This window comes from Paenibacillus hebaui, from assembly GCF_051934385.1.
Taxonomy (GTDB): Bacteria; Bacillota; Bacilli; order Paenibacillales; family Paenibacillaceae; genus Paenibacillus.
Genome location: NZ_CP196836.1, coordinates 2,569,676 through 2,595,049 on the forward strand (window position 1 = coordinate 2,569,676; position 25,374 = coordinate 2,595,049).

At 46.1% G+C, this 25,374-nt stretch carries 23 protein-coding genes; all 23 read left to right on the forward strand.

Annotation, left to right across the window (positions count from 1 at the left end):
• The first annotated feature begins 112 nt into the window (after window positions 1–112).
• The 23 genes from ACR32F_RS11830 (at window position 113) to pduL (ending at window position 25,283) form a co-directional block, all read left to right on the forward strand.
• Window positions 113–1,446, forward strand: a protein-coding gene (locus ACR32F_RS11830; protein ID WP_440108848.1) for an IS3 family transposase whose coding sequence is annotated in 2 segments (ribosomal slippage) — window positions 113–514 and window positions 517–1,446 — 1,332 coding nt in all. Because the reading frame shifts where the segments join, the coding sequence is not laid out codon by codon here.
• A 437-nt stretch (window positions 1,447–1,883) separates the two neighbouring features.
• Window positions 1,884–3,563, forward strand: coding sequence for a ribonuclease J (locus tag ACR32F_RS11835; protein ID WP_440118879.1), 1,680 nt, complete (start codon window positions 1,884–1,886; stop codon window positions 3,561–3,563).
• Window positions 3,564–3,837: 274 nt separating this feature from the next.
• Complete coding sequence (locus ACR32F_RS11840) at window positions 3,838–4,545, forward strand: ClpP family protease (RefSeq protein ID WP_440119797.1); 708 nt, start codon at window positions 3,838–3,840, stop codon at window positions 4,543–4,545.
• Window positions 4,542–4,772 carry a YlzJ-like family protein gene (locus tag ACR32F_RS11845; protein WP_440118880.1) on the forward strand — a complete coding sequence of 77 codons (231 nt, stop codon included), beginning with the start codon at window positions 4,542–4,544 and terminating at the stop codon, window positions 4,770–4,772. Before ACR32F_RS11840 ends, ACR32F_RS11845 begins: the two co-directional genes overlap by 4 nt.
• A 90-nt stretch (window positions 4,773–4,862) precedes the next feature.
• On the forward strand, window positions 4,863–7,595 hold the full coding sequence (locus ACR32F_RS11850; protein ID WP_440118881.1) for a DNA translocase FtsK: 2,733 nt from the start codon (window positions 4,863–4,865) through the stop codon (window positions 7,593–7,595).
• 188 nt (window positions 7,596–7,783) lie between these two features.
• Window positions 7,784–8,611 carry a spore cortex-lytic enzyme gene (gene sleB, locus ACR32F_RS11855; protein WP_440118882.1) on the forward strand — a complete coding sequence of 276 codons (828 nt, stop codon included), beginning with the start codon at window positions 7,784–7,786 and terminating at the stop codon, window positions 8,609–8,611.
• A 128-nt stretch (window positions 8,612–8,739) separates the two neighbouring features.
• Window positions 8,740–10,020 (forward strand): EF-P 5-aminopentanol modification-associated protein YfmF, encoded by a 1,281-nt coding sequence (gene yfmF / locus ACR32F_RS11860; RefSeq protein ID WP_440118883.1) that lies wholly within the window; start codon window positions 8,740–8,742, stop codon window positions 10,018–10,020.
• A 3-nt stretch (window positions 10,021–10,023) separates the two neighbouring features.
• A complete protein-coding gene (gene yfmH / locus ACR32F_RS11865; protein ID WP_440118884.1) occupies window positions 10,024–11,304 on the forward strand; it encodes an EF-P 5-aminopentanol modification-associated protein YfmH in 1,281 nt (426 codons plus the stop codon).
• 1 nt (window position 11,305) lies between these two features.
• Window positions 11,306–12,076 carry an elongation factor P 5-aminopentanone reductase gene (gene ymfI / locus ACR32F_RS11870; protein ID WP_440118885.1) on the forward strand — a complete coding sequence of 257 codons (771 nt, stop codon included), beginning with the start codon at window positions 11,306–11,308 and terminating at the stop codon, window positions 12,074–12,076.
• A 175-nt stretch (window positions 12,077–12,251) separates the two neighbouring features.
• Window positions 12,252–12,515, forward strand: coding sequence for a DUF3243 domain-containing protein (locus ACR32F_RS11875; RefSeq protein ID WP_440118886.1), 264 nt, complete (start codon window positions 12,252–12,254; stop codon window positions 12,513–12,515).
• Window positions 12,516–12,712: 197 nt separating this feature from the next.
• Window positions 12,713–13,480 (forward strand): DUF3388 domain-containing protein, encoded by a 768-nt coding sequence (locus tag ACR32F_RS11880; RefSeq protein WP_440118887.1) that lies wholly within the window; start codon window positions 12,713–12,715, stop codon window positions 13,478–13,480.
• Window positions 13,481–13,546: 66 nt separating this feature from the next.
• Window positions 13,547–14,659: a RodZ domain-containing protein gene (locus tag ACR32F_RS11885; RefSeq protein WP_440118888.1), complete on the forward strand. Its 1,113-nt coding sequence runs from the start codon at window positions 13,547–13,549 to the stop codon at window positions 14,657–14,659.
• 73 nt (window positions 14,660–14,732) lie between these two features.
• The gene (locus ACR32F_RS11890) at window positions 14,733–14,897 is read left to right on the forward strand and encodes a hypothetical protein (protein ID WP_167434746.1); all 165 of its coding nucleotides are present in this window, start codon (window positions 14,733–14,735) and stop codon (window positions 14,895–14,897) included.
• A gap of 151 nt (window positions 14,898–15,048) precedes the next feature.
• On the forward strand, window positions 15,049–15,540 hold the full coding sequence (locus ACR32F_RS11895; protein WP_253433904.1) for a YajQ family cyclic di-GMP-binding protein: 492 nt from the start codon (window positions 15,049–15,051) through the stop codon (window positions 15,538–15,540).
• A 319-nt stretch (window positions 15,541–15,859) separates the two neighbouring features.
• On the forward strand, window positions 15,860–16,447 hold the full coding sequence (gene pgsA, locus ACR32F_RS11900; RefSeq protein ID WP_440118889.1) for a CDP-diacylglycerol--glycerol-3-phosphate 3-phosphatidyltransferase: 588 nt from the start codon (window positions 15,860–15,862) through the stop codon (window positions 16,445–16,447).
• 105 nt (window positions 16,448–16,552) lie between these two features.
• Window positions 16,553–17,809, forward strand: coding sequence for a competence/damage-inducible protein A (locus ACR32F_RS11905; protein WP_440118890.1), 1,257 nt, complete (start codon window positions 16,553–16,555; stop codon window positions 17,807–17,809).
• A 238-nt stretch (window positions 17,810–18,047) separates the two neighbouring features.
• Window positions 18,048–19,112: a recombinase RecA gene (gene recA, locus ACR32F_RS11910; protein ID WP_440118891.1), complete on the forward strand. Its 1,065-nt coding sequence runs from the start codon at window positions 18,048–18,050 to the stop codon at window positions 19,110–19,112.
• Window positions 19,113–19,493: 381 nt separating this feature from the next.
• Window positions 19,494–20,231 carry a regulatory protein RecX gene (locus ACR32F_RS11915; RefSeq protein ID WP_440118892.1) on the forward strand — a complete coding sequence of 246 codons (738 nt, stop codon included), beginning with the start codon at window positions 19,494–19,496 and terminating at the stop codon, window positions 20,229–20,231.
• A gap of 310 nt (window positions 20,232–20,541) precedes the next feature.
• A complete protein-coding gene (gene rny, locus ACR32F_RS11920) occupies window positions 20,542–22,083 on the forward strand; it encodes a ribonuclease Y (RefSeq protein WP_036670418.1) in 1,542 nt (513 codons plus the stop codon).
• A gap of 167 nt (window positions 22,084–22,250) precedes the next feature.
• Entirely contained in the window at window positions 22,251–23,045 is a 795-nt protein-coding gene (locus ACR32F_RS11925; RefSeq protein ID WP_440118893.1) for a TIGR00282 family metallophosphoesterase, read from the forward strand.
• Between the two features lie 117 nt (window positions 23,046–23,162).
• Window positions 23,163–23,423: a stage V sporulation protein S gene (locus tag ACR32F_RS11930; protein ID WP_007430104.1), complete on the forward strand. Its 261-nt coding sequence runs from the start codon at window positions 23,163–23,165 to the stop codon at window positions 23,421–23,423.
• A gap of 90 nt (window positions 23,424–23,513) precedes the next feature.
• Window positions 23,514–24,491, forward strand: a complete 978-nt coding sequence (locus ACR32F_RS11935; protein WP_440118894.1) for a dipeptidase — start codon at window positions 23,514–23,516, stop codon at window positions 24,489–24,491.
• Between the two features lie 219 nt (window positions 24,492–24,710).
• Window positions 24,711–25,283, forward strand: a complete 573-nt coding sequence (gene pduL / locus ACR32F_RS11940) for a phosphate propanoyltransferase (protein ID WP_440118895.1) — start codon at window positions 24,711–24,713, stop codon at window positions 25,281–25,283.
• Window positions 25,284–25,374: the final 91 nt, after the last annotated feature.

Genomic DNA, 25,374 nt, shown 5'->3' on the forward strand with positions numbered 1-25,374 from the left:
CGCTCCTCGTACAAGATAAACTGTACCCTATAGAGTAGACACTTTGAAAAAAGTCTCTCTATGGGGTATTTTTGTTGTATGCCACGAACGAGACGAGGATGGAGATAAGCTGATGAGTAAAAAAATGTTTACAGATCGAGAAATGAAACAACTTTCAAAAAACCCATATGTAAAGTCCGTATCGACCAAAGGGATTACGTATACAGACGAGTTCAAGCAACTCTTTATTGCATCGAATCAGCAAGGAAAGCCGCCCAGAGACATTTTTGAGTCCTGTGGGTTGGATGCGGAGATCGTTGGAATGACTCGCATCGAAGCCGCTGCCAAACGGTGGAGAGCCAGATACAGAGAGCAGGGCGATTTAGGTTTACACGATGCAAGAGGCAAGCATTCAGGAAGACCTTTAAAGCGAGAATTAACCTTGGATGAGAAGAACGCGAGACTCGAAGCGCAGATTCGTTTGCTCCAAGCAGAGAATGAACTCTTAAAAAAGATTCGGATGGCCGAACGGGGGTGGAACCACGAGTAAAACTAGTGCCTGGTCTTCGATACAGATTGATTCGATTCGTGATTCAGAAATACCATCTAAGGCGGATGGTGAGTGTTTTGTGCGAGGTCGCAGGTGTCTCTAAAAGCGGCTACTACCGCTACTTTAGCGCTCCAGCCATCCACAGACGCCATCGGAGCGAACAGGCCGATGAAGAGTTGCGCGTTCACGTCAGCCGGGCCTTCCATTTTAAAAAGCGCTACAAAGGTGCACGCTCCATCAAGATGACACTGGAGGGAAAGTTTCAAATCGTCTGGAACCTCAAGCGAATCCGAAGAATCATGAAGAAATATAGTATCGTATGTCCTATTCGAAAGGCCAATCCGTACAAGCGAATGATGAAGGCGACCCACGAACATCGGACCGTGCCTAACTTGTTACAACGTAACTTCAAACAGGGCGTGCCGGGCAAAGTGCTTCTAACCGATATTACCTACTTAACTTATGGAAAAGGGAAACGAGCCTACCTGTCCACCATCAAGGACAGCTCCACCAATGAAATTCTGGCTTACCATGTGTCGGAACGAATTACCATGGATCTCGCGACAAATACGTTGCTTCACTTACAGAAGAATCGAAGATGGAAGAAGACCAAAGACGCGTTCATTCATTCGGATCAAGGTACCCACTATACCCATCCGGATTTTCAGAAGAAAGTGAAACGTATGGGCTTTGGACAATCCATGTCCAGACGAGGGAACTGCTGGGATAACGCTCCGCAGGAGTCGTTCTTTGGTCATTTTAAGGATGAAGTATTGCTGAAGGACTGCACCACACTGGAAGAAGTCAAACGAGAAATTAAATCATATATGACCTACTACAACCACTACAGATACCAATGGAACTTAAAAAGGATGACCCCTGTAGAATACAGAGATCACCTTCTTCGGGCCATGTAGGTCTTTTTTAGAAATGTCCTTTACATAGGGTACAGTTTAAGAGGCAGTGGTTCTTTTTTTATCGATGATGGTAAGGTTTCATTTCGCTACGGGAGGCAAACCTGTAGGATAACGAGAGAGTGACTTGTTTTTTTTGTTTTTAATCATGTATAATGATGTCAAGTGACTGGGTGCGGTATTTTTTTGAAATTGAAAGCAACATCGTTTTAGTGATGGAGCTTTGCGGTGAAAAAGGAAGGAACGGCTAAGAAGGATCATTTCAAATCCAACTCGTTGGTGAAGGGATTAACTTCGAAGAACTTCTTCCAGATATCGTGAATAAAGGTGTTCTTTATCATTCATTCCGATGTATGGGCATGGATGTAAAGACTGCTTTTCTTAACTTACAATAAATAATAAGGTACGACGTCCAACTACCATAGGAGGTTTAGATTCATTTGTCTAAGAAAAATAACAACGATAAACTGATGATTTTTGCATTGGGCGGCGTAGGCGAGATTGGTAAAAATATGTACGTCATTCAATACGCCAACGACATTGTAGTCGTAGATGCTGGTCTTAAATTCCCGGAAGAAGATATGCTCGGAATTGATATTGTCATTCCTGACATTTCTTATCTGACTGAAAACCGTGACAAAGTAAGAGCGATTATTCTAACTCACGGACATGAGGATCATATCGGTGGTCTGCCATATGTTCTCAAACACCTGAATGTTCCAGTATACGGGACTAGGCTTACTCTTGGACTTGTGGAGAACAAGCTGAAAGAAGCCAATTTGCTGGGGGACACAAAACGTATTCTGATTGATGCTGATTCCGAGATTCAACTGGGTTCTACGCTGAAAGCATCGTTCTTCGCTACTAACCATAGTATTCCGGATTCCGTCGGCGTATGTGTCGAAACACCGGAAGGTGCTGTTGTTCATACAGGTGACTTCAAATTTGACCATACTCCAGTCAATGGTCAATATGCAGATCTCCAGCGTATGGCTCAGATCGGAACCAATGGGGTACTTGCCCTCTTGTCCGACAGTACCAACGCAGAGAAACCAGGGTTTACACCTTCGGAGAAAAATGTGGGTATCGTTCTGGAGGATATCTTCCGCAAAGCAAGTCAACGTGTGGTTGTAGCAACTTTTGCTTCCAACGTTCACCGGATCCAACAGGTTATCAACGCCGCTGAAGTGACTGGACGTAAAGTTGCTGTCATTGGACGCAGCATGGTAAATGTGGTCGGAATTGCTTCGGAACTCGGTTATCTTGAAATTCCAGATGGCATGATTATTGAACCGGAAGAAGTAGGCAAAATGGCTGCTGACCGTGTTGTGATTCTCTGCACAGGAAGCCAAGGCGAGCCGATGTCTGCATTGACACGTATGGCACGTTCCACTCATCGCAAGGTAGATATCCTGCCTGGTGATACGGTGATCATTGCAGCAACGCCAGTTCCGGGTAACGAGAAATATGTTGGCCGTACGATTGATGAACTGTTCCGCTTGGGCGCTAACGTGCATTACAGCGGTGCTAACAGTGGCGTTCACGTATCTGGTCACGGTAGCCAAGAAGAGCTGAAATTGATGCTTAATCTGATGAAACCGAAATACTTCATGCCGATCCACGGTGAATTCCGTATGCAGCGCCGCCACGCGGTTCTCGCTGAATCTGTAGGTGTTGAGCCGGAAAACATCTTCATCACGGATATCGGTGAAGTCGTTGAAATTCAAAACGGAGCAGCACGTAAGGCAGGTAAAGTTACTGCAGGTAACGTACTGATCGACGGTTTGGGTGTAGGCGATGTTGGTAACATTGTATTGCGTGACCGCAAATTGTTATCACAAGATGGTATTCTGGTTGTCGTAGTAACACTGAGCAAACAGGATGGCAAAATTGTTTCCGGTCCTGATATCATCTCCCGTGGATTTGTGTACGTACGGGAATCAGAAGGACTGCTAGACGAAGCAAATCGCATCGTAAGCAGCACATTGCAGAAGTTGATGAGTGAGAATGTTAACGAATGGGCTTCACTCAAAACCAATGTTAAAGATGCACTTGGACGCTTCTTATATGAGCAAACTCGTCGTAGACCGATGATTTTGCCAATCATTATGGAAGTTTAAAATAAAACAAACAATAATATATCAGGCACACAGTCGCCCCTTCTCTACGAGTAATATTGGACGGTTCCTCGTAGAGAAGGGGCTTTTTTTGTTTTTTTTAAGAGGAATTCATATTGTGGTGATTTTGACGAACAACGGGTATAAGGCAGCTGGAACATTCCCCATACTAAGGAGATACATTAATTTTCTGGATAAGGGGATGGATAGATTGAATAAACACACAAATGACAAGCAGACATCAAGATCGAATCAGCCAGAGGTTGAAGCACCCGATATGCCAGTGCAAGAGGAAAAGGCGATGTCTCCTGTCACGGAGGCCATACAGCAATTTGGACAAACGCAATCCCCGGCAGGGGAATCGAATATCTTCTGCATGACCATCATCGGTCAGGTGGAGGGACATTTAATTTTACCTCCGCAAAATAAAACAACAAAGTATGAACATATCATTCCACAATTGGTTGCGGCAGAGCAAAACTCGCGCATTGAGGGCATTCTGATCATTTTGAATACGGTGGGAGGAGATGTAGAGGCGGGTTTGGCTATTGCCGAGATGATTGCTTCGCTCAGCAAGCCTACGGTTACTGTCGTGATTGGAGGAGGGCATAGCATCGGGGTTCCAATCGCCGTAGCTTCAACCTATTCTCTGATAGCGGGAAGTGCAACGATGACGATCCATCCGATTCGTATGAACGGACTCGTCATTGGTGTGCCTCAGACATTTGAGTACATGGAGAAGATGCAGGAACGGGTAGTACGATTCGTGACTTCTCACTCAAATATCTCTGAAGAAATGTTCAAAGAACTGATGTTTAAGACTGGGGAATTGAATCGGGATATCGGCACGGCTGTAGGCAGCGCAGATGCGGTTAAATATGGATTGATGGATGCGGTAGGCGGGATAGGACAGGCCATTGCCCAATTGAATCAGCTCATGGGAGACAAGAGACAGATGCTGCAAGCAGGAGGTTATACACAATGACACTCTATACGGTCATGCCGCCTGAACAACTTTGGTCGGGAATGTGGAAAGAGGGGGAAGATACTCGGGAGATCAAGATGAACGGATTATTGATGCAGGTTAGACCTGTGAATGAAAATGAAGCTGTCATCGTACGTTTGCTTGATTGTCCCCTGGAAGCTTATCTGAATCCTGCGAATATGCCCGGTTCTACCGTTCCGCTTTCGGGTAACCCGGGATCAACATAACACGACGAAATAAGACAAATAGAGCAGGAAAAGAACATATGTACGGATTATATTTGTATGGTATAATATTCTTCTGGGGGTGACCTGATTTTGACCAGAGGAAAAAAAAAGAAAAAAAAGACTGCGGCATTTAGCGGTGTTTTAAAATATGAAATATACGGGATTGTGCTTATAACCCTTGCAGTTATAGCTCTGTCGGGTGAAGCAACCGTAGGACGCTCGCTTTCCAAGATGTTTGGATTAATGCTTGGCAAGTTTTATTTTGCGATTCCGATCATCGGGATTTATTATGGCTTAATGGTGATGATTCACCGAAAATGGCCAAGCGGTTGGACCACGCGTAAGACAGGCCTTGTACTGTTGGTGTTTGCCTTAACGATGATGAGTACCGTCTCTGCTATGCACCAGAAGCTCATTCCTGTTGGAGCCCTTGAGCCTGGTGCTGTAATTACACAGGTACATAACGACATGCAAACCGAGCTGCTGACGCCTGCTAAGCCAGGTGAACGGGATTCCATGCTTAATAAGGATATCAGTGGCGGTTACATCGGTGCAGCACAATTTGTCTTGTTCCTGTGGCTGTTTGGCAGCCTTGGGGCACGCTTGATTATGATCGTGATGTTTATTATCAGTTTCATGCTGATTACCAATCTGTCTTATGTTGATCTGATTCGCATTTTCAGAACCAAGATATGGGATGCAGGTAGTGCGATGTATAAGAAGCTGGAGTCCAGACCAGCAGCACGTGCTTCTTCAAGTTCTGCGGGCAAGAAGAGCGGAAATACCCGCAAAGTGGTGCCTGTTCCAGTGCACGTTGAGGAAGATGATGACGATGATATGGAAGGTCAGCAACTGCCAAAACGGAAATCACCCATCTTTTTCCAACTTTTTGGAAAATGGGGCTCTGATCGAGGCCAGACAAGGGCTGACAGCGAATTGGATCAAGATGAATTTATAGACACGGAACAGGTCGTCTATCGTGCTGAGCAGGAAAACCATACAGAATCGTGGCTTGATGAGCCGATGACGGCAGCCGATAAAAAGGCTTCCTCGAAAGTGGGCGCACAACCAAGACCTAATTCTGCCCCGATTATCCGTGACTTCTTTGAACATGTCAGAGCTGAGGATACGAGCAAGGATGATGATCTGGATGATGCCTATCCTTTCCCGGATGATCTTACAGATACAACGCAGGCAGACGAGCTTGCAATTAAAGTTACAGATGAACTGGTGGATACCAACGAGTGGCCTGGAGAGAATGCGGGTACAGGTGTGATGGACACTTCTGACGTTATCCCGGATGGGGATTCCACACGGAGCGATGGAGCACAGGGAACGGGCTCTCCAGACACGGAGGGGCAGGAAGTACTGCCTGTCAAACCGCCGCCACCTCCTCCGAAACCGTATAAACTTCCTTCGTTCCGCCTTCTGTCCAAGCCGAACAATGGAGGCAAGAGTGGGGACCAAAAGGATTATATGCAGACAGCACGCAAGCTGGAAGCTACTTTGGAAAGCTTCGGAGTTCGTGCCAAAGTGCTTGAAGTCGTCAGAGGACCTGCCGTCACTCGGTATGAAATTCAACCGGACATCGGGGTGAAAGTAAGCCGAATTGTCAGTCTGACAGACGATATCGCATTGGCGTTAGCGGCAAAGGATATTCGTATGGAGGCACCAATTCCTGGGAAATCCGCGATTGGTATTGAGGTGCCTAATGGAGAGGTTTCGGTTGTAACGATGCGTGAGGTTATGGAAACAGCTACCTTCCAGGATGCCGAGTCTAAAGTGACGATTGCGTTTGGACGAGATATTTCTGGACAGACGATTATCGGTAATTTAGCTCGTATGCCCCATCTGTTGGTTGCGGGTGCTACTGGTTCAGGTAAATCCGTATGCATTAACGGCATTATTACAAGTATCCTGTACAAAGCGAAACCCAATGAGGTTAAATTTCTGATGGTCGATCCCAAAATGGTCGAGCTGAACGTTTATAATGGCATTCCCCATCTCATGGCACCGGTAGTAACTGATCCAAAAAGAGCTTCATTGGCTCTCAAAAAGATCGTAGTTGAGATGGAGAAAAGGTATGAGCTGTTCTCCAAATCAGGCACACGTAACGTTGAAGGTTACAACAATCTGATGAAGGACAATCCTGCCGCCGTTCTGCCTTATATCGTTGTCATTGTGGATGAGCTGGCAGACCTGATGATGGTTGCCGCAGGTGATGTGGAAGACGCTATTGCTCGCTTGGCCCAGATGGCACGTGCAGCCGGTATCCATCTCATTATTGCAACACAGCGCCCTTCTGTGGACGTTATTACTGGGGTAATCAAAGCCAACATACCGTCCCGGATCGCCTTCGGTGTATCCTCTCAGGTGGATTCTCGAACGATTCTGGATATGGGCGGGGCCGAGAAACTGTTGGGTCGTGGAGATATGTTGTTCATGCCAATGGGAGCTTCGAAACCAGTACGTGTGCAAGGTGCTTTTATGAGTGATGAAGAAGTCGAAAATATTGTGAATTATGTACGTGGTCAAGGCGAAGCACAGTATGACGAATCCATTGTACCTGAGGTGGACGACTCCATTCAGGAAGAAGATGAATTACAGGACGAGTTATATGAAAAGGCAGTACAGATTATTCTGGAGGCCAAGCAAGCGTCGGTTTCTCTGCTGCAACGTCGAATGCGAGTAGGTTACACCCGTGCAGCACGTTTGATTGACTCCATGGAAGCCCGGGGCGTGATTGGTCCTTACGAGGGCAGCAAACCACGGGAAGTATTGGTCTCGCTTGAACAGTATCAACAGAACAAAATAAGCTCGTAACACACGGGAATAGTCAGACGATTCGAGCCCCCAGCCTTAATGGTTGGGGGCTTTTTGCATACCTTTTGGCTGAAGTTTTACCATGATGTCCAATGATCGGATGATTTGGTGCATAGGAAGCAAGCAGGCTTGTCATAATAACCTTAGCGATTCTGTTAATCCCACAAGAGAAAGGTAGAGCACAGTCGATGCGAAAAATGAACATATGGCTCTTCACTGCTATTTTGCTGATGTCCGCATTGGGAATCCGCTATTTGCTTCCTGAGAATACAGCAACCGAAAGTTCGGCTCAAAGTACACCACAGGTTGAAGAGAAGGCCTTGCCCACTTTCAGCAGCAACGCTGTGAAATATGGAAGTTACGGTCAAGATGTGTATGAGCTTCAAGGCCGGCTTAAGTATTTGGGATTTTACAAGGGTAAAATTGATAGCAATTTTGGCAACAGCACGCTGAAATCCGTCAAATGGTTTCAATCCGAATTTGGTATGAAGGCCGATGGTGTCGTTGGAGCCGAAACCAAGCTGAAGCTTTATAATGCTTCAACAAAATGGTCTCCAACAGAACCACCCCTGCACAAGGGAGCTTCAGGTGGAAGTGAGGGCAGTAACAAAAAAGCGGATAAAGAGCAAGACAATATGGGGTCAGCCAATGCGTTGGGTTTATCCGAGAATGAAATTAAAATTATGGCTAACGCCGTATATGGTGAAGCCCGGGGTGAGCCATTTGAAGGTCAGGTGGCGGTAGCAGCAGTAATTCTGAATCGGGTTAGAGCACCAAGTTTCCCGAATACACCTTCCGGAGTAATTTTCCAGCCACGTGCATTTACTGCTGTTGCCGATGGTCAGATCTATCTGGAACCGAATGAACAGGCCAAAAAAGCCGTTGAACAGGCGATAAATGGCTGGGACCCATCCGGTGGATGTCTCTATTATTTTAATCCAAGAACAGCAACATCCAAATGGATCTGGACCCGCGCTCAGGTGAAAACCATCGGGCAACATATATTTTGTATGTGATGATGTTGGAAGCAACCAGAAGGCGTGACTTCGGTTGCTTCTTGCCTTTTGAATGGGTTAAAATGGTTGTTACGTTTAAGCTTCACTAGTATTGCACGACATATGACGCCGTAAAGGGGTTTTGACATTTGAATACATCAGGATTTGAACGAGGTAACCAGAAAGAGTTTCGCATACATGTACTTCCAACCAAGCGTTTCAAAACATTCGCCATATCACTTTATGCAGGGGTACCCCTGCAAGAAGATACGGTTACCAAAGTAGCCCTTACACCCTTTGTACTTCGCCGCGGGACTGAGACCTATCCAGAAACAACACAGTTTCGTGAACAGTTGGAGCATTTGTATGGAGCGGGTTTTGGCTTTGATGTCTACAAGCGTGGAGATTACCAGATCGTACAGTTCCGCATGGATACCATTAATGATTCCTTTGTTGGAGGGGACGAGCAGCTGTTGGATCGCTCTTTTGCCTTTTTGGGAGAAGTGCTTACCCGTCCAGCTCAAGAGAATGGACATTTCAGAACTTCCTATGTGCAGGCAGAACGGGAGACCGTCCGCAAAAAGCTGGAATCCATTGTGAATGACAAAATGCGTTATGCGGCCGAACGCAGCATTGAGGAGATGTGCAAAAACGAACCTTACCGTCTGCATCCGCTGGGTGAGCGTAAGGATCTACCCGGCATTGAGCCGGACACACTGACCGCTTCTTATCAGGAGTGGTTGCAGCAGGCAAGTATGGACTTGTATGTGGTAGGTGACACGACACTGGAAGAGGTAGAACAACTGGTTCAGCGTTACTTCAATGTCGATCGTGCGTCCGCTTCCAACTATCAGACCCAGAAAGCTGTTCGGGGAGACAAAGAAGTAGAAACGATTGTGGAACGTCTGAATGTGAATCAGGGCAAGCTCAATATGGGACTGCGCACATCTATCACATATGGCGATCCCCAATATGCCGCAGCATTATTGTACAACGGCATTCTCGGCGGATATCCTCATTCGAAGCTGTTCGTTAATGTTCGGGAAAAAGAAAGCCTGGCGTACTACGCTTCTTCTCGGTATGACGGACACAAGGGCATTGCAACCATCCAATCTGGTATTGAAATCCCTAATTATGAAAAAGCCGTCATGATTATCAAGCAACAGCTGGAAGAAATGAAAAATGGAACGATTAGTGATTTGGAGATGTCCCAAACCAAGGCGATGATTCGTAACCTGCTTAAAGAAATGCAGGATTCTGCTTTTGAGATGATCGCTTATGACTTCAATCGCCAGTTATCCGGCAAAGAACGTACGGTAGACGAGCTGCTGGCTCAGGTAGAACAAATCAGCAAGGAAAATGTTCGTGAGGCGGCAGAGCAGTTCCGTTTGGATACGATTTATTTCTTGCGGGATGAGAAGGGGGAATAATCGGTGGAGAGCATAAGATACGATCATTTGCAGGAAACGCTGTATTACGAAGTGATGGAAAACGGACTGCATGTCTATATTTTGCCTAAACCGGGATTCCAGAAAACGTATGCCACGTTTGCAACCAAATACGGCTCAGTTGACAATCATTTTCAGGTTGAAGGACAGGAAGAAGTGAAGGTTCCAGATGGCATTGCCCATTTCCTGGAGCATAAAATGTTTGAAGAACCATCGGGGGATATTTTTGCCACGTTTGCATCGCAGGGTGCGTCTGCCAACGCATTTACCAGTTTTGATCAGACAGTTTATTTATTTTCGGCTACGGAATATGTGAATGAAAATATACAAACATTAGTTGATTTTGTGCAAAATCCTTACTTCACCGATCAGAATGTGGAAAAGGAAAAAGGGATTATCGCTCAGGAAATTAATATGTATGCTGACAATCCGGATTGGCGTGTTTATTTCGGCCTGATCGAAGCGATGTATCAGAAACATCCAGTGCACATCGATATTGCCGGAACCGTTGAGTCCATTGGCACGATTGCCAAAGAAACACTATATCAGTGCTACAATTCCTTTTACCATCCGAGCAATATGCTTTTGTTTGTTGTTGGTGGGGTAGATCCACAGGAAGTGCTGGATATGGTTCGTTTGAACCAGGCCGGGAAGAAATACGAGCCTCAGGGCCGGATTGATCGTTTGTTTGAGGAGGAACCCAAGCAAGTGGCAGAAGCAAGACGTGAGGCCAAACTTGCGGTATCATTGCCCAAATGTTTGTTTGGTTTCAAAGAGACAGATGTTGGATTTACTGGGGAAGAACTGCTTCGTCGGGACATGACGACCAAACTAATGATGGATCTGCTTTTTGGCTCCAGTACCCCGTTATTTCAAAAACTTTATGATGAAGATCTGATCTCGGATAGCTTTGGACATGAATATAACAGCTCGCCACAATACGCTTTTTCCGCTATCGGTGGCGATACTAAAGACCCGGATCAACTGCTTGCGCGAATTCGTGAAGAAGTCGATGCTATTGTGGAAAAAGGGTTCGAAACAACTGACTTTGAGCGGGCACGCAAAAAGAAAATAGGCGGATATCTGCGTATGCTCAACTCCCCGGAGAATATTGCCCACGAATTCACACGCCAGCAATTCAGTGGCGGTGATTTTTTCAATATGCTCCCGCTGTATAAATCGATCACCCTGGAAGATGTAAACCGCAGATTGAAAGAGCACATTCGCTGGGATCAGCTGGCGGTATCGCTTGTCGTGAGTCCTTAATATGGAGAGGGGAACGGGACAATTGAAGCCAATCGGAGAAATGACTGTACTTGTAACAGGTGCGAGTGGTGGCATCGGAGCTGCCATTGCTGAGCGCTTTGCGAAGGTGGGCATGAATGTAGTCATCCACTACATGAAATCGCATGAAGCTGCCAATGAAGCGGCGAGAAGGTGCATGGAGCAGGGCGGTGGGAAAGTTATGACTGTGTCTGCTGATCTTCGTAGCCGGGAACAGATTGAACGAATGAGAGAAAAGTTGGAAGCACATGGGCTGATGCCTGACATTCTTGTTAATAATGCGGGAATATCACATTATGGCATGCTGTCTGATGTCACGGAAGAGATCTGGGATGAAGTAATGGCGATTAACCTGAAAGGTACGTTTATGTGCACACAGGAAATGATGCCTCACATGATCTCGCAAAGATACGGTCGAATCATCAATGTTTCGTCGATTTGGGGACTATCAGGCGCCTCCTGTGAGGTTCTTTACTCCACCACCAAGGGCGGAGTGAATGCGTTCACCAAAGCGCTTGCCAAAGAGCTGGCTCCCTCGGGAGTAACGGTAAATGCTGTCGCACCTGGTGCAGTTCAGACGTCCATGTTGAATCATCTGGACCAAAATGAACTCAAAATGCTGGAAGAGGAAATTCCAGCAGGAAGACTTGCCCAGCCTGATGAAATATCATCACTGGTTTATTTTCTTGCCCTTCCTGAGTCTGGCTATATCAACGGGCAGATTATAAGTCCAAATGGCGGCTGGCTAACGTAAAAGTTGGGCTAAGCTTTACAATCAATTAGTCTGCCAGATCGTTGTTTCTGTGTGTACAGCGATTTGAAAGTTGTTCATCAAATAATTCAAAAATGCTCGTATATAAAATGTCCAGGAAGCACATATTACAACTGTTGATTTTAAATCTCATGCGTCAAGCAAAGGAGGATTTATCATGTCAACAGACAAAACAGTGCTCACCAGTTTTGACACATGGAAAAAGTTCTTGGGTGACCGTGTACTGCAAGCAGAGAAGATGGGGATGAGTGAAGATACCATCAACAAACTTGCGTACGAAATCGGTGACTTCCTGGATGAGAAAGTCGATCCGGCGAACCATTCCAACCGGGCATTAAAAGAATTATGGGATGTCGGCGATGCAGATGAGCGTCGTACGATTGCGTGCCTGATGGTCAAATTGGCCAAACAAAACGCATAAGATTACAGATGGAGAGCTCCCGCAAGGGGGCTTTTCTCTAATGATTACAAACGGATTACAGACCTGTTCTTGTAATTCATTTTCATTTTATATATCATTAACGTGACCCATTTTTAGAAGATATCTCAGATTGTTGTCCAGTGGACGCGTTCTGTTACTGTCGAATAATGTGGAATAATGCTTTACGGGGTGTTTAAATGGAAACTAAACAATGGTACATGGAATATAAAATACATAAGAACAGACCCGGCCTGTTGGGGGATATTGCCTCTATGCTGGGGATGCTTGAGGTAAATATATTGACCATTAATGGTGTTGAAGGCAAAACCCGGGGTATGCTGCTCGAATCGGATGATGATGAGAAGATTCGTCTGCTGGGTGAGATGCTTGGCAAAGTGAACAGCATAACGGTGTCTGCTTTGCGTCAACCCAAACTGGTAGATATTCTGGCTGTGCGGCATGGTCGCTATATTGATCGGGATTCGGATGATCGCAAGACATTTCGCTTCACGCGGGATGAACTTGGATTACTTGTGGACTTTTTGGGTGAAGTATTCAAGAAGGAAGGAAATCAGGTCATTGGATTGCGTGGAATGCCGCGTGTCGGCAAAACGGAATCGATCATTGCGGGTAGCGTATGTGCGATGAAACGCTGGACGTTTGTTTCCTCGACACTTCTTCGTCAAACCATAAGGAGTCAACTATCCGAGGATGAAATGAACCCAAACAATGTTTTTATCATTGACGGAATTGTCAGCACGATCCGTTCCAGTGAACGGCATTATAATTTGTTACAGGATATTATGTCGATGCCTAGCACCAAAGTCATTGAGCATCCGGATATTTTTGTGCAGGAGTCCGAATATGATTTCAAAGACTTTGACATTATTATCGAATTGCGTAACATTCCCAATGAAGAGATTATTTATGATACGTTTACGGCCAGCTACACCGACGAATTGTAAGGCTCCGTACGGCATCATGGAATAGAAAAGCAACAACTTAAGAGATAAACATAAGGAGGAGATGGCATGTCTGAACTGGGTCAGCAGTTAAGAGAGGCCCGGCTGCAAAAAGGGATGAGTCTTGACGATGTACAGGAAATGACTAAAATTCGCAAGAGGTATTTGGAAGCAATAGAGGCAGGAGACTACAAAGTGTTGCCGGGTAGCTTCTATGTGCGTGCTTTCATCAAAACCTATGCGGAAACGGTGGGACTGAATCCTGATGAGCTGCTGGAGGGACACAAAAAAGACGTACCTGCAGAAGAGACGGAAGCAACGATGGAGCCGGTCATTCAGAAGCGCTCAAACCGTCCGGTTGAGCGTAGTAACCGCTGGATGTCTGTTGCGCTGATGTGGACATTCCCTATTTTGATTGTTGTGCTGTTGTACGTATATGTGGTGATGAACAGAGATGATGCGGATACACCAGGGCTGGATCAGACGAAGATTACAGACAGCCAACAGCAACCTCAAGATAAACCGGATGTGCCTGCGGATAATGGGCAGGCCTCTAATACCCCAGCTAATGAATCAGGTAATGGGAAAACGAATGAGGGCGAAGCCGGTGGTAATGGGGGCGGAACACCAGAGGGTCAGACCGATGGACAGACCGATGGACAGACGGATGGCCAAACTGACGGCCAAACTGACGGCCAAACTGACGGCCAAACTGACGAAGGGCAACCGACAGGTGAAAATGAAGAAAAGCCAACGGATAACCCGTCAACTTCTGTAACGGTTGCCGAGGACGGCAAATCTGGCAACATTACGAACTTTAAAGTGAACGGAAGTGCAGGGAAGCCTGTAACCGTCACGATCAAAGCATCAGGCAATAGCTGGCTGGAAGTATATAAAGGCGAAAACTCTAGTGGTGAGAAGTTGGAGTTTGGCAATACCGCTGATGGTGACAGCTTTACCTTTGAATTGGATAGTACAGGAATGTACATTAAGTCCGGTTACGCTGCAGCAACAACCATCGAGGTTGGGGGTCAGGTCGTAACGGATGGAAAGGCCACAAACCGCATTCGCTTGAGAATTGGAGATGACACGGTAAGCACCGGTTCTTCGACTGGACTTGAAGGCAACAACAGTGCTGGCACAGAAGGCTCAACCGATGGTTCCACCACGGGCGGCGAATAATCAAGTCAACTGCGGGAGACAATAATTTTGTCTTATCATGCAGTTAACTTATGGTGAAGCGAGGTGGATGGCTGTGACAGTCAGCTGGATCGTAACAGGTTTGGGGATCATTGTCAGCCTCCTGGGTTACTACTTGACTCCAACTGCTTGGGGTTACGGAATATTGGGTTTTGGTCTTGCACATGTTCTTCTGGGTGTGCTTGATATGTTCAGACAGCCCAATCGCAGCCGTTATTAGGATGACAGCTGTATGAGCATTTTTGGCAACCACCTCGAGTGGCTGTCAAAAATGCTTTTTTCTTTGAGGAAACTTTCTAAAAATTAGACTTTTGCTTGGCGTATCCTCTATAATGTTACAGAACATATGATTAACTGAAAGGGTGACTGGTTTGAGTTCAGAAAATTCATTTGATATCGTGTCCAAAATGGACTTGCAGGAATTGACAAATGCCGTTACACAGACTGAAAAGGAAATAGGCACGCGTTATGACTTCAAGGGCAGCAAGAGCAGTCTGAAACTGGATAAGGATGCGTTAACGATCGTATCTGATGATGAGACCAAACTCAAGGCTGTCATTGATGTGCTGCAATCCAAAATGGCCAAGCGGGGTTTACCGTTAAAAAACATTGATTATGCAAAAGTTGAGCCAGCTTCTTCTGGTACAGTCCGCCAGCGTTTGAATTTCAAACAGGGGATTGATCAGGATATTGCCAAAAAAATTAATATTCTGATTCGTGACTCCAAGCTGAAAGTAAAGAGTCAGATTCAAGGAGACCAACTGCGGGTAACAGGTAAGAGTAAAAATGATTTGCAAGCCGTTATGCAGTTGTTGAATGGTGCCAATCTGCCTCTCGATCTGCAATATACGAATTTCAAATAATATGGCTTTTTGAAGCTATGCGTGTTTTTTGACACTGCATTTGGCGTATATTATACTAAGTGTGCATTGCTGGCAGTCAAGCATCAAAGCCCAGTCATCATCGTTTGCTGACTTTGTGAAAAGCAGTACATCTTCTGGAAGTCACCGGAACGTTTAAAACGGTTTTGCGTTTGAACGGTAGACTTTATTTTTTGCGTTTTTACATAGTGAGAGCACTTTAGTGCTGATTGACAGTGAAACTGTAAATTTCTGTTCCGGATGATGAATACGGGATTAAGATGAATGTTTGGAGTATGGAGGATAAGAGGGAGGGCGTCTTGTGAATTTACCCAACCGGATTACGCTTGCACGAATTTGCTTAATCCCTTTTTTGATGGTGTTCCTGCTCGTGGATTTTCCATTTTATCCAGAGCCGTTGCAACTTGGAAGCTTCGCGCTTCCGTATAATCAATTGGTTGCTGCTGTCATTTTTATTATTGCAGCGAGCACGGATGGAATCGATGGGTATCTGGCGCGGAAAAATAATATGGTCACCAATCTGGGGAAACTGCTCGATCCGCTAGCGGACAAGTTGTTGGTTACAGCGGTGCTTATTTCACTTGTAGAAATGGGTAAGCTGGATTCCTGGATTGCTGTCGTAATTATTAGTCGTGAGTTTGCAGTTACGGGTTTGCGTCAGATTGCACTGCTGGAAGGTTCGGTTGTAGCAGCAAGTGCTTGGGGCAAGCTAAAAACTGTTGTGCAGATTGTAGCAATAGTGTTGTTGCTGCTAAATAATTTCCCATTCACATTCACGGGTGTTCACGTGGACGTTATTGCAGTTTGGGCTGCAGCGATTATTACGATCTGGTCAGGTATCGATTACTTTATCAAAAACAAAAATTTGCTTCATTTATCTAAAGTGTAACTGTTTAGGCTAAAATGGGTAATTATGAAGCAAGCTTTGCACAAAGGGCAATAGGAAAACATCCTATTGCCCTTTGATCACTCACCACATGTAGGAGGATGTTGCATGAAGGCAGAAATCATTGCAGTTGGCACAGAACTACTGCTTGGACAAATAGTGAATACCAATGCCAGATATCTATCCCGTGAATTGGCAGCGATCGGGATAGATGTATATTTCCAAACGGTGGTCGGTGATAACCTAAATAGACTTAGCGAAGCTATTCGCATAGCTCAAGGTCGTGCAGACGTCATTTTATTTTCCGGGGGCATCGGTCCTACACAGGATGATTTGACTAAGGATGCTTTGGCGGCGGTTCTGAACCGCAAGCTGCATCTAGATCGAATGGCCATGGACAAAATTGAGGGCTTTTTCAGAGATCGTAATGTGGATATGACTGAAAATAATCGACGTCAGGCGATTGTTATTGAAGGCGGAACTCCGCTAGCCAATGAAACGGGACTTGCTGCAGGGAATGCTATTTCTGACAACGGCAAACACTATGTAGTGATGCCTGGGCCGCCAAAAGAGTTGATTCCGATGTTTGAACAGGAAGTCAAGCCTTGGCTGTTCCAACACGTACTTACGGAAGAGATGCCAATCTATTCAAAAATGCTGAAGTTTGCAGGCATTGGCGAATCGGCGTTGGAAGATCGACTCCTTGATCTAATTGATGGACAGACTGACCCTACAATTGCTCCATATGCAAGTGAGGGAGAAGTTACGGTACGTGTATCCACGAAGGCTCCAAGCGAGAATGAGGCCAAGCTGAAGCTGGATGCGATGGAGGTTCAGATTCGGGAACGATTGACAGAACATCTCTACGCGAACGAGGATGTGCCTATAGAGTACACTATTGTAACTATGATGTCTGATATGGGGCTGACACTTAGTGCGGCTGAGAGCTGTACAGGAGGGCTCGTCATGCAAAGTCTGACATCTGTTCCCGGCAGTGCGTCGATGTTGAAGGGCGGAATTGTTTGTTACTCTAACGAAATTAAGGAAAAGTTGTTGAATGTGCCGCATGATTATCTGGAAGGTGAAGATGCCCCAGGTGCAGTGAGTCCAGAAGTTGCCAAAGTACTTGCAGAGCAGATTCGCATGATTGGGGATACCGATTTTGGCCTGGCTGTTACGGGTGTGGCAGGACCTGGATATTCCGAACGCAAGCCACCGGGACTTGTATTTATCGCTCTTGCTGAACGTGGAAAAGAGACGGAAATCCATGAGCTGCGCATCAACGGTAATCGGGAGACGGTCCGCATCCGTTCTGCTAAAGCGATTCTCTATCGTTTGTGGCAGAAGCTTGTGGCTATAGATTAGTCACCTGTCTCGGATTGCAATTGTAGTCCGAAGCAAGTATAATTAAGGAAGACGGAAGAACCGTGAATTAGGCTTTACAGCCTTGTTTACGGTTCTTTTTTCTGTTTAATGGAATGTTTCTTTGAGGAAGAGGCGCCTCGGCCTTCACAAAAAAACGAATGTATGTTCGAAAAAAAGCTTGGCAAACGAGTTAAAACAAGGTATCATTATCTTATAAACAGTAAAGGGTGTGAGCTTATTGTCAGACCGTCGTGCCGCGCTTGATATGGCGCTCCGTCAAATAGAGAAGCAATTTGGTAAAGGATCCATCATGAAACTGGGTGAGTCGACTCACATGAATGTGGAAATTATACCCAGCGGTTCCTTGGCTTTGGATATTGCATTAGGAACAGGCGGCTTGCCTAAAGGCCGTATTGTTGAAATATATGGACCTGAATCCTCTGGTAAAACAACTGTAGCATTGCATGCTATCGCTGAAGTACAAAGAGCGGGTGGACAAGCTGCATTTATCGATGCCGAGCATGCTCTTGACCCACAATATGCAAGTAAACTTGGTGTTAACATTGACGAATTGCTTCTGTCTCAGCCAGATACGGGCGAGCAAGGGCTTGAAATTGCAGAAGCTCTTGTACGTAGTGGTGCTGTGGATATTGTCGTTATTGACTCTGTGGCTGCACTGGTACCAAAAGCAGAAATCGAAGGCGAAATGGGTGATTCCCATGTCGGTTTGCAAGCGCGTTTGATGTCTCAGGCGCTGCGTAAACTGTCTGGTGCAATCAGCAAATCCAAAACAATCGCGATCTTTATTAACCAACTTCGTGAAAAAGTTGGGGTTATGTTTGGTAATCCAGAAACAACACCTGGTGGTCGTGCTCTGAAATTTTATTCCACGGTACGTCTAGATGTACGCCGTATTGAGAGTATCAAATCAGGAAATGACATGATTGGTAACCGTACGCGTATCAAAGTAGTGAAAAACAAAGTAGCACCTCCGTTTAAACAAGCGGAAGTGGATATCATGTACGGTGAGGGTATTTCGAGAGAAGGCAGTATCATTGACATTGGTACAGAGCTGGATATCGTCAATAAAAGTGGTGCATGGTACTCATACGAAGGCGAGCGTTTAGGACAAGGTCGTGAGAACGCGAAGCAATTCATGAAAGAGCATAAAGAGATTGCTGAAATCATTGAACAAAAAATTCGTGTAGCCAGTAACTTAACTACTGCAGTTCCTGCGCCAACTAGCGAAGATCAACAAAAAGAGGCTGCAGAAGAACAAGAATTATTTGAAATCAGCGAGTAACCTTTTCAAGCCCTCCTTAATAGGAGGGCCCTATTGGGTTCTGTCCAATTGGACTCCCTAAGCTTGTCTGATTGAGCTTTGCTCGATCTTGCTAAGGGAGTGTGGTTGTAGTGCCTGGCGCTGTCCAACAGCCCCTGTCCGAATGGACAGGGGCTGTTGGCACGCTGACTGTGAGAGAAAAGGCCGGGCTAGATTCCCGGCCTTTTGTATTATGTTCACTGTTTTTCTGTGAAGGTACGCTTAGCGTATTTAGGGAAGCTGGGAAATCGCTGTCTCCTCCGGAGATGCGCTTTGCATATTTGGAGGGAGGTTTTGTGATCTAGACGGCTCTCAGTTAAGCAATGCAGATCACAAAAGTATGATGTGGAAGGGGAGAACTGAATGGATCAACATGATGATGATGTATATGAAGAAGCAGAGCTGGAGGGAATCTCCCAATTCCCGGATAACGAAGAACTTATCATTACCCGGGTTGAACGAACGAAGAGCAGGGAAGCTCGTTACCGAATCACATTTGGTATATATTCGATTACTGTTCTTGAAGATGTAATGATTAAATATCGATTGACCAGAGGCAATACGTTTATGAAACAGGATCTGGAAGATATCATTGTAGCTGACGAGCGCCAGCGGACGTATGCACAGTCTCTGCGCTTTTTGGAGCATAAGCCGCGTACACGGCATGAATTAAGTCAGAAACTTCGTCAGAAGGAGTTTGCCGCACCACTGATTGAAGAGGCGTTGGATCGGCTTGAGCGGGAGAAGCTGGTGGATGACGATCTATTTGCGAAGGAATGGACAAGGCAGCGTATGGAGGGCAAGCGGAAGGGAAAACTGTGGATAAGGCAAGAGCTGCGTCAAAAGGGCATTGCCAGCGAACTTATTGCAGAAGCACTGGAAGGTGTCAGTACGGATGCGGAATTTGAGACTGCTTTGAACGCCGGACGCAAAAAATGGAATCAGGTCAAAGGGGGCGTAAAGGAGAAGAAACATAAAACGCTTCCTTTCCTCATGAGACGTGGTTTTTCAATGGATATGGTGCGGCGGGTCGTGAATTGTTTAATTGAAGAAGATGAGGCTGGGGACTCTGAAGATGACGAAGCGTTGTTATGGGATTAGCAGACTAGACTCTCTATACTGCATTCTCTTGACAATTTCTTTCGTCAAATACTAAAATGGACATGAGTCTGTAAGAAATGGACAACCCTTTTTCCTTCCAAAAAAGCGGTTTCGGTTTCTTAAGATTTATACCATTCTTAATTATGGGTCCGCTGGAGACAGAGGATAGTACGTGGCAACATGTACACTTGAAATGAAAATCGGCGGGGGATCGCCGTGAGTATTCGTTATTCCCAAAAATATGTTAGGTTTGAAAACTGCAAATTGACCCAAGGAATGCCTTGGAGGAACCAACGAGGAGGTGAACAGTATGGAAATTGCAATCACGATCGCTCTCGTTGCAGCCGCGCTATTCATTGGGTTCGGAGTAGGATATTTTATTCGCAAATCTCTTGCAGAAGCTAAAATCTCCAGTGCGGAACAAGCTGCCGTACAAATCGTGGAGAACGCGAAGAAAGAGGCAGAAGCGCTGAAGAAAGAAACGGTGCTGGAAGCGAAGGATGAAATTCATCGCATTCGCGCCGAAGCTGAAAAAGACACTCGTGAACGTCGGAACGAAATTCAACGACAAGAAAGACGATTGTTGCAAAAAGAAGAGTCGCTGGATAAAAAATTGGAATCACTCGAACGTAAAGAAGAGCAAGTGGCTAACAAAGAGAAACGAATTGATGAGACACAGCAGCAGATCGAAATGATCTACAAAAACCAGGTGACGGAGCTGGAACGTATATCCAACCTCACTATGGAAGACGCACGCAGTATCATACTGTCCAACGTAGAACAGGAAGTTCGTCATGAGACGGCTCAAATGATCAAGGACATTGAACAGCAAGCGAAGGAAGAAGCGGACAAAAAGTCCCGCGAGATTATTACGCTCGCCATCCAACGTTGTGCGGCTGACCACGTAGCGGAAACAACGGTATCTGTTGTTACCCTGCCAAATGAAGAAATGAAAGGCCGGATTATCGGTCGTGAAGGACGTAACATTCGTGCGCTTGAAACCCTTACCGGGATTGACCTCATTATCGATGATACGCCAGAAGCTGTTATTCTGTCGGGCTTTGACCCGATTCGCCGTGAGATCGCCCGTACTGCCCTGGAGAAACTGGTGGCTGACGGACGTATTCACCCGGCACGCATTGAAGAGATGGTTGAGAAATCCCGCAAAGAAGTGGATGAGCGCATCCGTGAATACGGTGAGCAAGCTACCTTTGAAGTGGGCGTGCATGGTCTGCATCCGGATCTGATCAAAATTCTGGGCCGGTTGAAGTTCCGTACAAGTTACGGTCAGAACGTCTTGAAACATTCGATGGAAGTCGCTTATCTGGCTGGACTGATGGCTGGAGAACTCGGAGAAGACGTAACTCTGGCAAGACGTGCAGGTCTATTGCATGACATCGGTAAAGCGCTGGATCACGAAGTGGAAGGATCACACGTCGAAATCGGCGTGGAGCTGGCGAAGAAATACAAAGAACATCCGGTTGTAATCAACAGTATCGCGTCCCATCACGGGGATTGCGAAGCGACTTCGGTTATTGCCATGTTGGTTGGCGCAGCAGATGCGCTCTCCGCAGCAAGACCAGGCGCACGCCGCGAAACGCTGGAAACGTATATCAAACGACTGGAGAAGCTGGAAGAGATTTCAGAATCGTTCGAAGGTGTCGAGAAATCATACGCCATTCAGGCAGGACGCGAAGTTCGCGTAATGGTACAACCTGAGAAAATCGACGATGCTGAAGCCTTCCGCCTCGCACGTGATATCACGAAGATGATTGAGAATGAACTCGATTATCCGGGTCACATCAAAGTTACCGTCATCCGGGAAACCCGTGCGGTTGAATACGCAAAATAGAGTATTACGGAAAAGTGGCCGCAGTAGTGGGCCACTTTTCCTGTTGATAGCCTGTTAAAAGGCAGTTCCATAACAAAAAAACAGGGTTGAGCATGAGATAGAGACCCTGCAACGTTTCAAAGAAACTCAAGAGAGTTGAACTTGGCGGGGATTAAGGAGGCAGTAAGATGAAAGTTTTGTTTATTGGTGATATCGTGGGTAATGTGGGACGTAAGGCATTGAAGGAAAATTTGCCTTATCTCAAAACGAAGTATAAACCGCATGTGGTGATTGTAAATGGTGAAAATGCAGCGGCAGGTCGGGGAATTACCGGCGCAATTGCGAATGAATTTTTCAACTGGGGTGTGCATGGAATTACTCTGGGTAATCATACTTGGGATAATAAGGACATTTTTGATGTTATAGATGATGAACCGCGCATGATTCGTCCCGCAAACTTCCCGCCGGGAACACCAGGCCGAGGATACACAGTGGTTAAAGGTGAAGGCAAGGAGCTGGCGATTGTCAATCTGCAAGGACGGACGTTCTTGCCTGCACTGGATTGTCCATTCCGCGTTGCCGATGAAATTGTGGATGAACTGCGCCAAGATTATAAATGTATTCTGGTTGACATGCATGCTGAAGCAACATCAGAGAAGATTGCCATGGGTTGGCATCTGGATGGACGTACGTCGCTGGTTGTAGGTACACATACTCATGTACAGAGTAACGATGATCGTATTTTGCCTGGAGGAACGGCTTACTTAACAGATGCGGGTATGGTAGGGCCGCGTGATGGCATACTGGGCATGGAGCGTGAAGCCGTGCTGCGCAAGTTCTACACACAGCTCCCTGTACGATTTGTTGTTGATGATGGCAAATGGCATTTCCACGGTGTTCTGGTGGAGATTGATGAAGCTACAGGTGCTGCAACACGCATCGAAAAAATTCGTCTGATGGAGGACGAGTGGCGCATGGAATAGGGGTATTGTCCCATTTTGCAGGGAAACCCGCCTAAAAAGAAGGTATTTTTTTGCCTCCCGCGAATAACATCTAGTAAGTGGAAACAAACATTCAACATTCCCAGGGAGGTACTTACCATGGATGTATTAAAAGTTTCAGCAAAGTCCAATCCTAATTCGGTAGCCGGCGCTCTTGCAGGGGTTCTTCGTGAACGTGGAAATGCTGAACTGCAGGCAATTGGAGCAGGAGCACTGAACCAAGCCATTAAAGCGGTAGCGATAGCCCGGGGATTTGTAGCACCAAGTGGAGTTGACTTGATTTGTATTCCAGCTTTTACAGACATTGTGATTGACGGTGAGGATCGAACAGCCATTAAGTTGATTGTGGAGCCCAGATAATACATGTACTTATGCATTGAACCTGTTTACGCGAAGTAGACAGGTTTTTTTGCGTTTTGTCCCATAATTCGCCCAGAAGGAGAGAGTGTCATGCATAACTGGCGTGTAGCTGATTTTCACTGTGATGTTTTGAGCAAAATGTTGATGCAGCCCGCTCTTGTATTTGAACATGCTTCACAGCTGGATGTGAACCTGGAACGCATGCGCGAAGGCGGGGTTGGGCTACAGGCCTTTGCAATCTATCTGCCCGAAGTACTTGGGAGAGGCAAGTTCGAACATGTGATGGGACAGCTGGAGATATACCGCAAACGGGTGGGAATAACCAAGGAGCGTCCCAAAGGCACACAGACGTTGTTATGGCGTGAAGAAGTCATTCAGGTAGGGCAGAAGGGGAGTCCATGGGGATTGCTTACACTAGAAGGTGTAGATGGATTAGAGGGCAACCTGTTTTATCTGGAGTTATGTTATCAGATGGGTGTGCGGATTGTGGGGATTACCTGGAACTATGCCAACTGGGCAGCAGACGGTGTAATGGAAAAGCGCGGGGCCGGGCTCACCGAGAAAGGTAGGGAGCTTGTTCGCCTTTGTAATCAAATCGGGATGCTACTGGATGTGTCACATCTAACAGAGAACGGATTCTGGGAGCTGGCGGACTTAAGCGAACGTCCGTTTATCGCATCTCATTCCAACAGTTATACCATATGTCCCCACGTGCGCAATCTAAAGGATGACCAGATTCGAGCCATTATTGCTCGGGAAGGGCGGATAGGGCTGACGTTTGTACCCTGGTTCGTGAAGCCGGAAGGTGAAGTCCGTATGGAAGACCTATTGCCTCACATTGAGCAGATTTGTTCGCTGGGCGGGGAACGCCATCTGATGATGGGGTCTGATTTTGACGGAATTCCGACGTATATTCAGGGACTCGAACATGCAGGGCATTATCCGCGGCTCATGGACACATTGCTCAAACATTATGATGAGCATTGGGTACGTGGCTGGTTATGGGGGAATGCGATGAGTTATTTAGGGGAAAACTTGCCTAGGAAAAACTTGAAGATGGGACATTAAAATGTTGAAGCTGTTGGTCTCTAGAAAAAATGAGATGAAGCAGAAGGCGTCCATGTTCAGATGGATTTACCAAATGCAGGGGGGAATTGTTTGTAAAATAAGTGTATTTCATGAATTTTCAACAGTTCGTTTTCATTTCACTTCAAAAAGGGGTATAATACCATTGGATTGTTAAGAGCCTGTTTACAGGCCATAGATAAACAAGGAGTGAAGTTTACGATGAGTAAAACAGTACCTGTAGGCGTATCTGCCCGTCACATTCATGTATCCCAAGAGCACGTTGAAATTTTGTTTGGCAAAGGTTATGAACTGACTGAATTTAAACCTCTGTCTCAGCCAGGACAATATGCTGCTAACGAAACGGTAGCCGTTATTGGTTCAAAAGGACAGTTTGATAAAGTGCGTATCCTTGGACCTGTTCGTCCTGAAACGCAACTGGAAATCTCGATGACTGACTCTTTTGCGATTGGTGTTAAAGCGCCTGTACGTGAGTCCGGGAGCATTGAAGGCACACCGGGGATTACGATCAAAGGACCTGCTGGCGAAGTTACGATTGATAAAGGTGTCATCGTTGCTGCTCGTCACATCCACTTCCATACTTCAGATGCTGCAAAATGGGGTATCGAGGACAAACAATTGCTGAAAGTTCGCCTGAGTGGAGATCGTGGTCTGGTGCTGGAAAATGTACTGGCTCGTGTATCGGACTCCTTTGCACTGGACATGCATATTGATACGGATGAAGCTAATGCAGCTGGCGCTCGTAATGGCGATACTGCTGAAATCATCGACTAATCACATGGAACCATTTTTAGCTGCCACCCTGGCAGTCTGAATGAACTTATAAACCTGAGCACACATCCACAGAGCTGGTTATCCCGACTCT

Excerpts from the sequence above, each read along its gene's own strand:
- sleB (WP_440118882.1), top strand. The coding sequence starts at position 7,784 with ATGCGAAAAATGAACATATGGCTCTTCACTGCTATTTTGCTGATGTCC.
- ACR32F_RS11845 (WP_440118880.1), top strand. The coding sequence starts at position 4,542 with ATGACACTCTATACGGTCATGCCGCCTGAACAACTTTGGTCGGGAATG.
- ymfI (WP_440118885.1), top strand. The coding sequence starts at position 11,306 with ATGGAGAGGGGAACGGGACAATTGAAGCCAATCGGAGAAATGACTGTA.
- ACR32F_RS11915 (WP_440118892.1), top strand. The coding sequence starts at position 19,494 with ATGGATCAACATGATGATGATGTATATGAAGAAGCAGAGCTGGAGGGA.
- ACR32F_RS11880 (WP_440118887.1), top strand. The coding sequence starts at position 12,713 with ATGGAAACTAAACAATGGTACATGGAATATAAAATACATAAGAACAGA.
- pduL (WP_440118895.1), top strand. The coding sequence starts at position 24,711 with ATGAGTAAAACAGTACCTGTAGGCGTATCTGCCCGTCACATTCATGTA.
- ACR32F_RS11875 (WP_440118886.1), top strand. The coding sequence starts at position 12,252 with ATGTCAACAGACAAAACAGTGCTCACCAGTTTTGACACATGGAAAAAG.
- ACR32F_RS11935 (WP_440118894.1), top strand. The coding sequence starts at position 23,514 with ATGCATAACTGGCGTGTAGCTGATTTTCACTGTGATGTTTTGAGCAAA.
- ACR32F_RS11905 (WP_440118890.1), top strand. The coding sequence starts at position 16,553 with ATGAAGGCAGAAATCATTGCAGTTGGCACAGAACTACTGCTTGGACAA.
- ACR32F_RS11925 (WP_440118893.1), top strand. The coding sequence starts at position 22,251 with ATGAAAGTTTTGTTTATTGGTGATATCGTGGGTAATGTGGGACGTAAG.
- ACR32F_RS11930 (WP_007430104.1), top strand. The coding sequence starts at position 23,163 with ATGGATGTATTAAAAGTTTCAGCAAAGTCCAATCCTAATTCGGTAGCC.
- ACR32F_RS11840 (WP_440119797.1), top strand. The coding sequence starts at position 3,838 with ATGCCAGTGCAAGAGGAAAAGGCGATGTCTCCTGTCACGGAGGCCATA.
- rny (WP_036670418.1), top strand. The coding sequence starts at position 20,542 with ATGGAAATTGCAATCACGATCGCTCTCGTTGCAGCCGCGCTATTCATT.
- ACR32F_RS11885 (WP_440118888.1), top strand. The coding sequence starts at position 13,547 with ATGTCTGAACTGGGTCAGCAGTTAAGAGAGGCCCGGCTGCAAAAAGGG.